Here is a 13,094-nt window from a genome sequence, read left to right as displayed (position 1 = left end):
AAAATTTCAATAAAAAAATAAATACCTTTGCGCATCCAAACACCGTTGACCGTACTATGAGCCAGAAAACGCTGCTTAACGCAAAAGAAATCAATATCATTCTCAATCGTCTGGCCTGTCAACTCATTGAAAATCACAAAGATTTTAAACAAACCGTTCTTATAGGGATTCAGCCCCGGGGAATTTATGTTGCTGAGCGTATCAAGAAGCTTTTGGAGACCGAATATAAGATCGAAAGCATCAAACTGGGATATCTGGATATTACTTTCTTTAGAGATGACTTTAGAAGAGGGGATAAACCTCTGGAAGCTAATAAAACCCGTATCGATTTTGTGGTTGAAGATAAAAACGTGGTCTTTATTGATGACGTTTTATACACCGGCCGAAGCATCAATGCTGCGTTGACAGCAGTACAAAGTTTTGGCAGACCCAAAAATGTAGAACTGCTTACCCTGATAGACCGGCGTTTTAGCAGGCATTTGCCCATTCAACCCACATACAGAGGGCGGCAGGTTGATGCAATTAATGAAGAAAAAGTCCTTGTAAAATGGGTTGAAAACGGAGGCGAAGATGCGGTTTACCTGGTTAATAAATAATTTAAGCCTAAAGAGATAATTAAAAATGAGCGAGCTTAGTGTCAATCACTTATTGGGAATAAAGTACATCACAAAAGCAGATATTGATCTCATTTTTGAAACGGCAGATCATTTTAAAGAAGTGATTAACCGTCCGATTAAGAAAGTGCCTTCACTTCGGGACATCACCATTGCCAACCTCTTTTTTGAAAACAGTACCCGTACCAAGCTTTCTTTTGAACTCGCTGAAAAACGGCTGAGCGCAGATGTAATTAACTTTTCTGCGGGAGCTTCATCTGTGAAAAAGGGAGAAACACTTATAGATACCGTAAACAACATTTTGTCTATGAAAGTAGATATGGTTGTGATGCGGCATCCCAATCCCGGAGCCGGAGTATTTCTGTCTAAAAACATTAAGGCCAGTATCGTAAACGCCGGCGATGGTGCACATGAGCATCCCACTCAGGCGTTGCTTGATGCGTATTCCATAACTAAAAAACTGGGCGAGATTGCCGGTAAAAAAATCGTCATTGTAGGCGATGTTTTACACAGCAGGGTTGCGCTTTCCAACATTTTTGCACTACAGCATCTTGGAGCCGAAGTGAAAGTGTGCGGACCAAAAACCTTAATGCCTAAGTATATTGAATCACTTGGTGTCAAAGTAGAATTAAATCTGAGAAAAGCTCTGGAATGGTGCGATGTGGCAAATATGCTTCGTGTTCAAAACGAGCGGATGGATATCAGCTACTTTCCTTCAACCCGCGAATATACCCAGCAGTACGGTTTAGATAAAGAATTACTTGACTCACTCAACAAGGAAATCGTAGTAATGCACCCTGGACCCATTAACCGTGGTGTAGAGATCACCAGTGATGTGGCAGATAGCAGTCAGTCTATAATTCTCAATCAGGTTGAAAATGGTGTGGCGATACGTATGGCTGTCATCTACCTGTTGGCTTCAAAAATTAAACAACAATGATTGTAACCGAAAAAGATACCTACACCATTCTGGGGGATGAGGAGGACGGAATCAAAAGCTTTGCTTCCTTCTTAGAATTCATTATTCCTAAGGCTTATTCTGAAAAGAATCTGGTAATTGATTTGTTGAAGTATGAAAAATTAAGTCTGGAAGATTTGTTGCTATTCCTTCCTGTTTCTAATGAGCAGCGGGCGGCTAACAAGTCTTTTGTGATTGTAAATAAGGCTGTTCATATTGACCGTGTTCCTGAAGAAATTATGGTTGTGCCTACTTTGGGAGAGGCTAAAGATGTCATTGAGCTCGAAGAGATACAGCGTGATCTTGGCTTTTAATGCTGCGGGCTAGAGGTTTTCTTGTCAAACACCCCGCTTTACCTTAACTTACCTCAAAAATAAGTGCTATTTTTAGATGAAGCTTACCATTCTGGGCTGTTATGCAGCCACTCCACGTACGTTTACCAACCCCACTTCTCAGGTTCTTGAAATAAGAAACCATCTTTTTCTTATTGACTGTGGTGAGGGAACTCAGGTTGAGCTACGCCGGAACAAGGTCAAGTTTTCAAAAATCAAGCATATTTTTATTTCGCATTTACACGGCGACCATTTTTATGGTCTGGTAGGTTTGATCAGTACCTTCAGATTGCTTAACAGAGAGAAAGAACTGCACGTATACGGCCCAAAAGGAATTAAAAAAGCTATAACCCTTCAGTTGAAGCTGGCTAATTCCTGGACTAACTACCCACTTTATTTCCACGAACTTGAAAGTAAAGAATCTCAATTGTTGTTTGAGGACGAAAAGGTTTCCGTAGAAACCATTCCCTTAAAACACCGTATCTACGCCAACGGTTTTCTGTTCAAGGAAAAGCCGGGAGAACGTAAATTGAATATGAGCGCGGTCCTGAAGCGAAAAATAGATGTTGTGTATTACAAAAAGCTTAAACGCGGAATGGATATGACCCTCGAAGACGGAACGGTGATTCCTAATGAAGAACTTACTTTAGATCCCAAGCCTCCGCGTAGTTATGCTTTTTGCAGCGATACGATCTACAAACCCGATAACTTACCACAGCTGCAAGGCGTAACGGTGCTGTATCACGAGTCTACTTTTTTGGAAGCTCATGCTAAACTGGCTCTGCCAACAGGGCACTCTACCGCTATTGAAGCCGGTAAGATGGCCCGGGATGCCGGTGCTCAGCATTTGATTTTAGGCCATTACAGTACAAGATATCCTGATTTAACGCTGTTTGCAAATGAGGCAAAAACGGTTTTTGATAACGTACTGACAGCAGATGACGGGAAGGTTTTTGACTTCAGTGAAGACTAAAAACCGGAGTTTTAGCAGCAAATAAATCTAAAGATTATAATCCATTTTAATTTATTGTAAAAGATACCGTTCTGCTTTATAACTTTAGGGCATTAATGTAAATTGCCAGAAAATACAGTTATGGCCGAAGATTTAAGCGACTACAGGAAATCCTATGAATTTAGTGAGTTAACCCGCGAGCAAAGTGCTTCAAATCCTTTTGAGCAGTTTCAGAAATGGTTTGAAGAGGTTGAGCAGGCTAAGGGTATAGATGAGGTCAATGCAATGACCGTTTCTACAATAGGTCTTGACGGTTTTCCAAAAAACAGGGTTGTGCTTCTTAAGAGTTATGATGCTGATGGCTTTATTTTTTACACCAATTACGATAGTGAAAAGGGTAGAGCATTAGCCGCAAATCCCAATATTTGTCTGTCTTTTTTCTGGCCCAATCTGGAGCGCCAGGTGATCATAAAAGGAACTGCTTCACGTGTAGATGAGGAGACGTCAACACAGTATTTCCATTCCAGACCTGAAGGCAGTCAGCTGGGTGCCTGGGTTTCCCCGCAAAGCGCAATTATTCCGAATCGTAAATTTCTTGAGGAACGTCAGGAAAAATTTGAAGAAGAGTTTAAAAATCAGGAAATTCCTAAGCCTCCACACTGGGGAGGCTACCGGGTAGCCCCTAATTCATTTGAATTTTGGCAGGGCAGACCAAACAGGCTGCACGACAGATTATTGTATACGCTTTCAGAATCGGGTTGGGATTGCAATCGTCTGGCACCGTAAATTTTAGTATTATGAAAACAGTTTATCTGGTAAGGCACGCCAAGTCTTCCTGGGAATATGATCTTCAGGACCACGAGCGTCCGCTTAACGACCGCGGCTTGCACGATGCACCCTTGATGGGAGCATATATTCGTGAAAGGATCGAATTACCTCAGTTAGTACTCAGCAGCGATGCGGTACGGGCAAAAACCACAGCAGTTCTATATCTTAAAGAGCTGGGTATTCCTGAAGAGCAGTTAAAACTTGATCACCGTTTGTATGATTTTGGCGGTACAAAACTGGATAAAGTCATTAAATCCTGTGATGATTCGGTCGATCGCCTAATGGTTTTTGGCCACAATAATGCCTTAACCTATTGGGTAAACCGATATGGAGATCAGGAAATTGATAATGTATCAACCGCTGCCTTTACAGCAATTCAATTCAAGGTAACTAGCTGGGCTGACATCAGTAATGGTAAAACCATTCTCTATGTTAAACCGAAGCAACTTAAATAATGGATAACAAAATCAATATGTCAACGCTAGAAGCAGATGAATCCCGATATATTAACCGTGAAATCAGTTGGTTGCAGTTTAATGCCCGCGTATTGCAGGAAGCGGCAGACGAGACGGTACCGCTCATTGAGCGCCTGCGTTTTGTAGGGATCTTTTCAAATAATCTCGACGAATTTTTCAAAGTACGCTATGCAACTGTAAAGCGTATTGTTGAAGCTGGAAAAAAAGGTCGAAGGGCTCTAGGTGTCTATGCAGCAGATGAGTTGCTGGAGAAGATCACTAAAATTGTTATCAAACAGCAGGAAGAAAGCCTGAATATACTGGATGACATTCACCAGCGATTGAAGGATGAAGGAATTTATGTTATCAAGGAAAACGAAGTTCATTTCCCGGAACATTCTGAATACATCAAAACATTTTTTACCGAGAAGGTGAGTCCGGCGCTTGTAACTATTGTACTTCGCGATGATCTCGAACTGCCGCGTATACAGGATCTGGAAGCCTACCTGACCATCAAAATGCGGAAAAAAGGTGTAAGAAAGCCTATTTACGCTTTGGTGGAAATTCCAAGTGAGTTAGATCGCTTTGTAGTACTTCCACAGGTAGATGGTACCGATTATATTATGTTGCTTGATGATTTAATTCGGTACAATCTGGATTCGGTTTTCAGCATATTTGAGTACGACGATATTTCGGCACACATGATTAAAATTACACGTGATGCCGAGCTTGATTTGGAATCTGATCTGGGTAAAAGTTTTATCGAAAAGCTATCTAAAAGTGTAAAGGGCAGGGAAGATGCAGAGCCGGTACGTTTTGTCTACGACCAGACCATAGACGATGCTACGCTTCAGTTTTTATTGACCAAACTGGGCATTGAGCAGTCAGACAGTATTATACCGGGCGGGCGCTATCACAACCGAAAGGATTATATGGATTTTCCAAGCTTAGGCAGAACCGATTTGCTCTATGCCAAACAAAAACCCCTGCTCATAAACGGAATCAGTCTTAATGACAGTATGTTTAAACGCGTTGCAGAAAAAGACTTTTTGCAGTATACGCCCTATCATACGTTTGCTTATGTGATTAAATTCTTAAGGGAAGCCGCATTAGATCCAAAAGTAAAAACCATTAAAATTACCATTTACCGTCTAGCGAAGCTAAGTCACGTGGCCAGTGCGCTTATTAATGCCGCTAAGAACGGGAAGGAAGTGACCGTGCAAATTGAACTGCGCGCGCGTTTTGATGAAGAATCTAATATGCGCTACGCGAAACAGATGCAGGATGAAGGCGTAAAGCTCATTTTTGGTGTTCCAGGGCTCAAAGTGCATAGTAAGGTTTGTGTGATTGAACGCCAGGAAGGACCGCGTCTTAAGCGATACGGGTTTATTAGTACCGGAAATTTTAACGGGATGACCGCACGTATTTATACAGATTATACCCTGTTTACCGCTAATAAACAAATCTTAAAAGATTTGGCTAAGCTATTCAATTTCTTCGATACCAATTACATAGTAAACACCTATCAACACCTTATAATTTCGCCACACTACGCTCGTAACAGCTTTTATAAGCTCATTGAAACTGAGATTAAGAAGGTGAATAATGGGGGCAAAGGTTACATTAGGCTGAAGCTCAACAGTATGTCTAACTACGCCATAATAGATCGTTTGTATGCGGCCAGTCAGGCGGGAGTGAAAATTGATCTTATCATTCGTGGTGTTTGCTGTCTGATTCCCGGAGTTAAGGGGATGAGTGAGAATATCGAATTGATCAGCGTGGTAGATAAGTTTTTAGAACATCCCCGGGTCATGATTTTTGGTGAGGAAGGCGAGGAGAAGGTGTTTATTTCTTCTTCAGACTGGATGACCCGTAACCTAGACAACCGGGTTGAAGTTACGTGCCCAATTTATGATGAAGATATCAAGAAAGAAATCATTGAGACGTATACCATTTGCTGGAATGATAATGTAAAAGCACGTCAAATTACTGCGGCTCAGGATAACGCGTATCGTAAAAATGATGAGGCGCCGCTTAGATCTCAGTTTGCCACCTATGATTATTACCTCAATAAACTCAGTTAAGTTATGCTTCAGCTAAAAAAATACGGTGCAATTGATATAGGCTCTAATGCGATCCGTCTCCTGGTGGCAAATGTCATTGAGTCTGACGGTAATGATCCGGTTTTTAGAAAAAATTCGCTGGTACGGGTACCTATTCGTCTGGGGGCTGATGTTTTTAAAGAGAAGCGTATTTCCGAAGAAAATATTACCCGAATGATTGACACCATGGAAGCCTTTAAATTGCTCATGCGATCCCATAAAGTGTCTGAATACAGAGCCTGTGCGACCAGTGCTATGCGTGAAGCGGAAAATGGCGATGAGGTTGTCAAGATCATTAAAAAGAAGACAGGTGTTCACATTAACATCATAAATGGAAATGATGAGGCTGCGATTATTGCGAATACGGATTTACAATCCCTAATCACTACAGACCGATCGTATTTATACGTAGACGTAGGTGGGGGTAGTACCGAATTTACGCTGTATAGTGGAGGAGAAGTGGTTGCCTCCCGTTCCTTCAAATTGGGAACGGTTCGTATTTTGGAAGGTTTGGTAGGTCATACGATTTGGGAAGAGGTTGAAAACTGGATTAAGGAGGTAACTAAAGGACACACTAAAATTGACCTAATTGGATCAGGGGGTAACATCAATAAAATATTTAAACTCAGCGGAAAGAAAGAAGGAAAACCCTTAACCTATTTCTATATGGTTAGTTTCTATGAATTCCTACAATCGTATACTTACGAAGAGCGGGTAATTGAGTTGGGTCTTAATCTGGATCGCGCTGATGTAATCATCCCTGCTACAAGGATTTACCTCTCTGCAATGAAGTGGAGCCGGGCTAAAAATATCCACGTTCCAAAGATTGGATTGTCAGACGGCATCATAAAATCGCTCTACAACGATAAAAGACAGGTTGTTTAGTACGAAACTAAAATTTATATTAATATTGTTTCGCCCAACTTATTGACTTTCAATAAACTTAAAACTTTAATTATGAAAAGACTTTTACTTGGAATTGCATTCCTTTTTGCGGTGGGTACTTATGCCCAAAACGTAAGATATGGAGTAAAGACGGGCATTAATTTTTCAACACTTCAGGGAGATGATTTTGACAATGCATCGGGGCGTTATGGTTTTGCTGCTGGATTTTTTGCACAAATACCATTAGGAGAAACACTTAAATTTCAACCTGAACTGTTATACTCAGGCCAGGGAATAAAACCGAACTCATTGCCGGGTAGTGTTTATGCAGAGCGTGCAGAGTTAGATTACCTGCAACTTCCTTTGTTGTTAAGCTTTAATGCAGGGAAAGTATATTTTCAGGTAGGTCCTCAGGTAGGTTTAGGAATTTGGAACTCATTTAACAATGAGACTTATAAAAACTACGACATTTCAGGATTGGCTGGTATTGGTTATCAGATTATGGATGGCTTGTCGCTTGAAGCACGTTACAGTATGGGCTTTCTCGATGTAGTTAATGGTCCTGCTGAAGGCAAAAACAGCTATTTTGCAATTATGGCTGCTTACCGTCTGTAAAACGAAATTTACCTTATAAAACAAAAAGGAGCTGTTTAACAGCTCCTTTTTGTTTTATAAGATTTACTTACCCGTGTATGGTTTGATTCTTACCAAGATCTTTCATGATGTCGGCTTCATAAGAGAGTAAATCGTTCCACTTAGCGTTGACTTCTTCTTCGTTGCCATATTTACGTGCAAACTTTAAAAACATCGTATAGTGATTGGCTTCGCTCACCATAAGGTTGTGGTAAAAAGTACGCAGTTCAGGATCTTCTAATTCTTTAGATAAAAGTCTAAAACGCTCGCAGCTTCGCGCTTCTATGAGAGCTGCGTAAAGCAGGCGATGTACCAATTGGGTGGTTCTGCTTCCGCCTTTGGGGAAAAATTGCAACAATTTGTTTACATAGAGATCTTTACTATCGTGACCCAGGGTATTGCCGCGTGCAATAATTTTATCGTGTACCAGTTTAAAGTGACTAATTTCTTCTTTAACCAAAGCAATCATTTCCTGCACAAGCTCAGTGTATTCCGGAAATGAAACGATCAGGGAAATAGCTGTAGAGGCCGCTTTTTGCTCACAGAAAGCGTGGTCTGTGAGAATATCATCAATATTCATCTCTACGATATTGACCCATCTGGGGTCTGTGGGTAATTTAAGTCCTAACATTAGATATCGAGGTCAAAAGTTTTACGTAACAATTCTAAATCGGGATTCTTATCCTTTAATTTTTCATACTTCTCGCGGGTGGTGTACGCGTATTTCCGCTCTGCAGACTCATTTACAGTTATGGCAATAACAATGTCGTAATTGCGCAGTTTCCGCTTTAAAAATTCCAGAAGACCTCCCTGTGCACGTTCCAGTTCAATCTTCATGGTTTCATTAGGAAATTCCAGATGAATGGTGGTACCTTCAAGTGTTGGAGTGTCTGTTTCCAGATTTGAAGCCAGAATTTTTTCACCTTTCTTCTGAAGTCGGGCCACATATTCCTTCCAGGCAGCCTGCATAGCTATTTCGCTAAACGGTTCTCGTGGGAGTTTACTGGCGTCAACTTCTTCAACCGTTTGTTTTTCAAGAATTTCCTTTTTCCGCTTTAAACCTTTTAGTGAAAGACCGGATACCGGTTTTTTGGCTAAAATAGGAGCAGATGCCGGTTTAATCGGTTCAGTAGGCTGAGTCTGTTCAGCATTACTTTCTACCTCTTTTTCAATAACTGCCGAAGCAGCTAAAGGTTCTTGAACTTGTTTTTGAGAACTGGTTGAGGCTTCTGGCTTTTGTGGATTTGCCGGCCGCACCGGAACAGCGTTTTTAAAATAACGCGCCGGAATTATGAAATCAGAGGCTTTTTTTTTTCTCCATCAAAAGTGATAGAGGCAAGCTGCATCAGGCAAAGTTCAACCAGTAACCGAGGATTGCGGCTGGTGCGGTATTTTAAATCACATTCGTTAGCCTTGTCTAGCGCCTGCATTAGGAATGAGGCACTTGTTTTTTCAGCCTGCTCCTTATATTTTTTCTGAGTGCCTTCACCAACCTCAAGCAGCGGGATCGTAGCTGTGTTTTTACAAACCATCAGGTCTCTGAAGTGGGATGCAAGCCCAGCGATAAAATGATGCCCGTCAAAACCACGGGATAGGATCTCGTTGAAATTAAGTAAAAGCTGCGGGATGTTATTTTCAAGCAGTAAATCGGTAATCACAAAATAGGTGTCGTAATCGAGTACATTAAGATTCTCGGTCACAGCCGCACGGGTAAGATTATTTCCGCAAAAACTTACTACGCGGTCAAAGGTAGAAAGTGCATCGCGTAAAGCACCATCTGCCTTCTGAGCTATGATGTGTAGGGCTTCTTCTTCGGCAGTAATCCCCTCCTGTTTTGCGATATCCACAAGATGCTCTCGAATATCTTTAACCGTAATTCGCTTAAAGTCGAATATTTGACAACGCGATAAAATGGTAGGGATGATTTTATGCTTTTCAGTAGTTGCCAGGATGAAAATAGCATGCTTCGGCGGTTCTTCAAGGGTTTTCAGAAATGCATTAAACGCAGCTGAAGAAAGCATATGAACCTCGTCTATGATGTAAACCTTGTACTTGCCCACCTGGGGTGCAATACGTACCTGATCTATCAAATTACGGATATCATCTACCGAGTTGTTTGAGGCCGCATCGAGCTCAAAAATATTGAAGGCGTAGTCCTCATTTTCATCTACCTGCTCATCAGCTTCCTGATTGATTTTTTTGGCTAAAATACGGGCACAGGTGGTTTTACCTACACCACGTGGACCTGTAAAAAGTAGAGCCTGAGCAAGGTGATTGTTTTTTATAGCATTTTCAAGCGTATTGGTAATCGCCTGCTGGCCTACTACATCTTTAAATGTAGCTGGGCGGTACTTTCGGGCTGATACAATAAACTGTTCCACAAATGCTGTTTTGAATGATTACCATTTAAGAAAATGGACTTGTGGGCAAATATAAATATACCCCGGGCAATATGCATAAGTAAAGGCTATTTTTACTAATGTCTTATCAACAATCTGCGCAAAAACGGATGCTTTAATAAGCTTTCAGTTCTTAAATAAGACTTACTTTTGCGGCAAGCAGACCGCCTTATCGCTTCAGGTCTTTTTGGGCTCTGAGGAGGAAAGTCCGGACACCATAGGGAGGCATAGCGGCTAACGGCCGTCTGGCTTAGTTTAAGTCAAGGACCAGTGCAACAGAAAGGATGTACAGGTAATGCTGTAGTGAAATCAGGTAAACTCTATGCGGTGCAATGTCATGTAAACCGGCAATTAAGTGTTTCCCGCGCGATGCCGGAGGGTAGACAGATAGAGCTTTTGAGTAATCAAAAGTCCAGATAAATGATAAGGTATTACTTCGGTAAGAACAGAATCCGGCTTACAGGTCTGCTTTTTTTATTGTGCCTCAACAAAGGTGTTAGCCCAATCAATCGCTTCCTTTAATGTTCCAAAAATCCGTGTTTTTTTGGTCATGAAATTCTTTTCAAAATTTGCCGTTTGCATTTTTGAGGCTGTTTCTGTAACTAATGCAACTCCAATCATATTATCTATACCCGAACAGTTTAGATAATCGATAGGGTTTACGTTAAAATCGTATTTCCGATTTGAGATGTAGATGTAGGGTTTTGACCTCCCGTAGTATTCTTCTAAAATGAGCAGCACTTCATCAAACAACTCCCGAGTAAGATAACAGCCTTCCTTTACCTCAGAAATCACATAATTTTTAGAGCAGGTAAGTTTTGTGAAACTCAACTCATATTCTTTTATTGCTACAGCCATAAAGCAAGAACTGAAAATTAAATATCGTTATTGGTATCGGGGTTCTTGAAAAAACTAAAGGCACTACCGCCGTATTTTCGAAGTTCATTAAAGTTACGAATATTCTGTAAATCAGTGTGTTTACTATGTTCTAAAATTAATGAGCCTTCCGGTTTTAGTAAGTTATTATCGAAAACAAGATTTACGATTTCAATAAACTGGCTGTCTTCAAAATCATAAGGTGGATCTGCAACGATGATATCATACGAATTGCTTTCGCGACTTAGAAAGACGTAAACATCAGACTTAAAAGTTTCTATCGGCATTTCAAGCTCTGTGGCGGTCTTATTAATGTATTGTATACAACCGGAATGGACGTCAACTGCGGTAATGTGTTGAACCCCTCTGGATGCAAACTCATAACTGAGGTTACCGGTTCCTGAAAACAGGTCTAACACGCGTAACGTACTGAACTGGTATCGATTTCTAAGAATATTGAACAGGGATTCTTTAGCCATATCAGTAGTGGGTCTGACCGGTAGCTTTTTTGGAGCGATAAGACGTCTTCCTTTATGAATTCCGCTAATAATTCTCATAGTTTAAAGGTATTGCAGGTAGGTGTTCTTCAATAAATTAGACTCGATTGCTGTTTGTTCTATACCTACGTGTCTGATGTAGTCATAGATGAGTTTGTAAACTTCATCATTTTCGGTAATTGAACCCTTAAGAATAATAGGATTTATTTCCGGATCAAGTTGTAGTTGCTCGTAGCAATACAAGATGTAATAGACACAATCTGCCGCGTTTTCATAATTAAATCGATTATTCAGCAGTAACTGATCGTTTTTTCGGGCAATGAGTGCGATTGAAGTTTTCGAAACATGAACAAACACTTCCTTTACATTTTCAGAAGCATTAGTATCACTTAAAACCGATTTTAAGAAAACAGTCTGGCTGTGATAGAACGTAAACGTTCCAAAATGATCAAAGAAAAAGTTGTTGATGTTCGAGAATGGGATGTAAACATTAATAAGCTTAAGTGCTTCCAATTCATCATAAACCGTGAAATCAGTTTTTAGAATTTTGGTATTGAACTTAAGGTAATCTGCGAGATTGTTCTGATCAAAAAGATATTCCGGTACTATAGTAAAAAGTTCATTGTCGTAGACAACAACAACTTCCTGAAAGGTATTGTTGAGTTGAGGCAGGGTGCTAAAAACTTCTTTTATTTTAACCAGAGCCTGCTCGGGAGAATGGATGTGTTCAAAATGAAAACGCTCTGAATCAACCAATCTGGAGTCTGAAATAGTTTTGATACAAAAAGAAAATCCATCCAAGCTAACTTGGATGGATAGTTTATGATTTTCAGGATCTTGCAGATTTTTATTCATCAGCATCCCCGTAACTCTTAGGCCAGTTACCGGCTGTTTTAACTTCGGTCATAGAACCAACGGTAAGATAAGCTCCGTTTACACCTTCAACAGAAAGAACCTGCTTTTCTTTAGCTACATAATCTTTAGGTTGATCGGCAAGTAAAATATCTTTTGAAACTTTGGCTTCAAAAACAGGAATTGGCACGTCACTTTTAATAATAGTACCGGCGTCCATTTCAAATTTAGCGTCAGCAACAGGACCCGGAACATTCATCATGGTCTTATAACGATCAGTTCCCTGGAAAAGTGAATCTTTAACAGAACGGAAACCTAAAGTATCAATGATTGTGATTTCCTTACGTGTATCTACACGGTATCTTCTGGTAGCTTCTTCATCCAATACCAAAGTATCGCGACGTTCAGTTAGTGTGAATTCTGCAGTATCAATAAATTCAATCAATTGATCAAAATCTTTAGCAAACTTACCGGTAAGTTGTCTATATGCTAATTGAGACTTCTGGATGTCTTTTAGTTTATCTACCGCTTTTTGATAGCGAACAACTTTAAGATCATTAAACTTGACTTCGCCATAAACAGAGTCAAAAAGTAAATATCCCAATATTCCGATCACTACCCAAAGTACTAACTGAATTACTATTTTCATTCGATGTGTGGTTTTAAATTTAATTAAGGTTATAAGCAAATCTACAATTTTTTTTTAATCGC

General features: G+C 40.3%; 14 protein-coding genes, 1 other RNA gene and 1 pseudogene. 10 read left to right on the top strand and 6 right to left on the bottom strand.

Annotation, left to right across the window (positions count from 1 at the left end; genetic code table 11):
• Nucleotides 1–56 precede the first annotated feature (56 nt).
• The 9 genes from pyrR (at nt 57) to CJ305_RS05345 (ending at nt 7,741) form a co-directional block, all read left to right on the top strand.
• On the top strand, nt 57–596 hold the full coding sequence (gene pyrR / locus CJ305_RS05385) for a bifunctional pyr operon transcriptional regulator/uracil phosphoribosyltransferase PyrR (RefSeq protein WP_099645222.1): 540 nt from the start codon (nt 57–59) through the stop codon (nt 594–596).
• Between the two features lie 25 nt (nt 597–621).
• A complete protein-coding gene (locus CJ305_RS05380) occupies nt 622–1,554 on the top strand; it encodes an aspartate carbamoyltransferase catalytic subunit (RefSeq protein WP_099645221.1) in 933 nt (310 codons plus the stop codon).
• Nucleotides 1,551–1,886 (top strand): ribonuclease Z, encoded by a 336-nt coding sequence (locus CJ305_RS05375; RefSeq protein ID WP_099645220.1) that lies wholly within the window; start codon nt 1,551–1,553, stop codon nt 1,884–1,886. The genes CJ305_RS05380 and CJ305_RS05375 overlap by 4 nt, the downstream gene beginning before the upstream one ends.
• A 76-nt stretch (nt 1,887–1,962) precedes the next feature.
• Nucleotides 1,963–2,877, top strand: coding sequence for a ribonuclease Z (locus CJ305_RS05370; RefSeq protein WP_099645219.1), 915 nt, complete (start codon nt 1,963–1,965; stop codon nt 2,875–2,877).
• 120 nt (nt 2,878–2,997) lie between these two features.
• Nucleotides 2,998–3,642, top strand: a complete 645-nt coding sequence (pdxH, locus tag CJ305_RS05365) for a pyridoxamine 5'-phosphate oxidase (protein ID WP_099645218.1) — start codon at nt 2,998–3,000, stop codon at nt 3,640–3,642.
• A gap of 11 nt (nt 3,643–3,653) precedes the next feature.
• Nucleotides 3,654–4,139, top strand: a complete 486-nt coding sequence (locus CJ305_RS05360; protein ID WP_099645217.1) for a SixA phosphatase family protein — start codon at nt 3,654–3,656, stop codon at nt 4,137–4,139.
• Nucleotides 4,140–4,156: 17 nt separating this feature from the next.
• A complete protein-coding gene (gene ppk1, locus CJ305_RS05355) occupies nt 4,157–6,223 on the top strand; it encodes a polyphosphate kinase 1 (RefSeq protein WP_223248804.1) in 2,067 nt (688 codons plus the stop codon).
• A gap of 3 nt (nt 6,224–6,226) precedes the next feature.
• Entirely contained in the window at nt 6,227–7,126 is a 900-nt protein-coding gene (locus tag CJ305_RS05350) for a Ppx/GppA phosphatase family protein (protein WP_099645215.1), read from the top strand.
• Nucleotides 7,127–7,198: 72 nt separating this feature from the next.
• Nucleotides 7,199–7,741 (top strand): porin family protein, encoded by a 543-nt coding sequence (locus CJ305_RS05345; RefSeq protein ID WP_099645214.1) that lies wholly within the window; start codon nt 7,199–7,201, stop codon nt 7,739–7,741.
• Between the two features lie 67 nt (nt 7,742–7,808).
• On the opposite strand, the gene miaE is transcribed toward CJ305_RS05345, so the two are convergent.
• Both miaE and CJ305_RS05335 read right to left on the bottom strand, forming a co-directional pair.
• On the bottom strand, nt 7,809–8,390 hold the full coding sequence (miaE, locus tag CJ305_RS05340; protein ID WP_099645213.1) for a MiaE family protein: 582 nt from the start codon (nt 8,388–8,390) through the stop codon (nt 7,809–7,811).
• Nucleotides 8,390–10,140: pseudogene (locus tag CJ305_RS05335) on the bottom strand (DNA polymerase III subunit gamma/tau). Before CJ305_RS05335 ends, miaE begins: the two are co-directional and overlap by 1 nt.
• A gap of 174 nt (nt 10,141–10,314) precedes the next feature.
• Between CJ305_RS05335 and rnpB the strand changes: the two are divergent.
• Nucleotides 10,315–10,634, top strand: an RNA gene (gene rnpB / locus CJ305_RS05330) — RNase P RNA component class A.
• On the opposite strand, the gene CJ305_RS05325 is transcribed toward rnpB, so the two are convergent.
• The 4 genes from CJ305_RS05325 to CJ305_RS05310 are packed head-to-tail and all read right to left on the bottom strand — an operon-like array spanning nt 10,633 to nt 13,032.
• Nucleotides 10,633–11,016 carry a hypothetical protein gene (locus CJ305_RS05325; RefSeq protein ID WP_099645212.1) on the bottom strand — a complete coding sequence of 128 codons (384 nt, stop codon included), beginning with the start codon at nt 11,014–11,016 and terminating at the stop codon, nt 10,633–10,635. The two genes, rnpB and CJ305_RS05325, sit on opposite strands and share 2 nt — an antisense overlap.
• 17 nt (nt 11,017–11,033) lie before the next feature.
• A complete protein-coding gene (rsmD, locus tag CJ305_RS05320; protein WP_099645211.1) occupies nt 11,034–11,591 on the bottom strand; it encodes a 16S rRNA (guanine(966)-N(2))-methyltransferase RsmD in 558 nt (185 codons plus the stop codon).
• A gap of 3 nt (nt 11,592–11,594) precedes the next feature.
• A complete protein-coding gene (locus tag CJ305_RS05315) occupies nt 11,595–12,392 on the bottom strand; it encodes a DUF3822 family protein (protein WP_099645210.1) in 798 nt (265 codons plus the stop codon).
• A complete protein-coding gene (locus tag CJ305_RS05310) occupies nt 12,379–13,032 on the bottom strand; it encodes a hypothetical protein (RefSeq protein WP_099645209.1) in 654 nt (217 codons plus the stop codon). The genes CJ305_RS05315 and CJ305_RS05310 overlap by 14 nt, the downstream gene beginning before the upstream one ends.
• Nucleotides 13,033–13,094: the final 62 nt, after the last annotated feature.

Origin of the sequence: Leeuwenhoekiella nanhaiensis (assembly GCF_002744755.1) — a bacterium.
Taxonomy (GTDB): domain Bacteria; phylum Bacteroidota; class Bacteroidia; order Flavobacteriales; family Flavobacteriaceae; genus Leeuwenhoekiella; species Leeuwenhoekiella nanhaiensis.
Note: the sequence above shows the minus strand (reverse complement) of the source record. Positions and strands in the feature narration are given on the sequence as shown.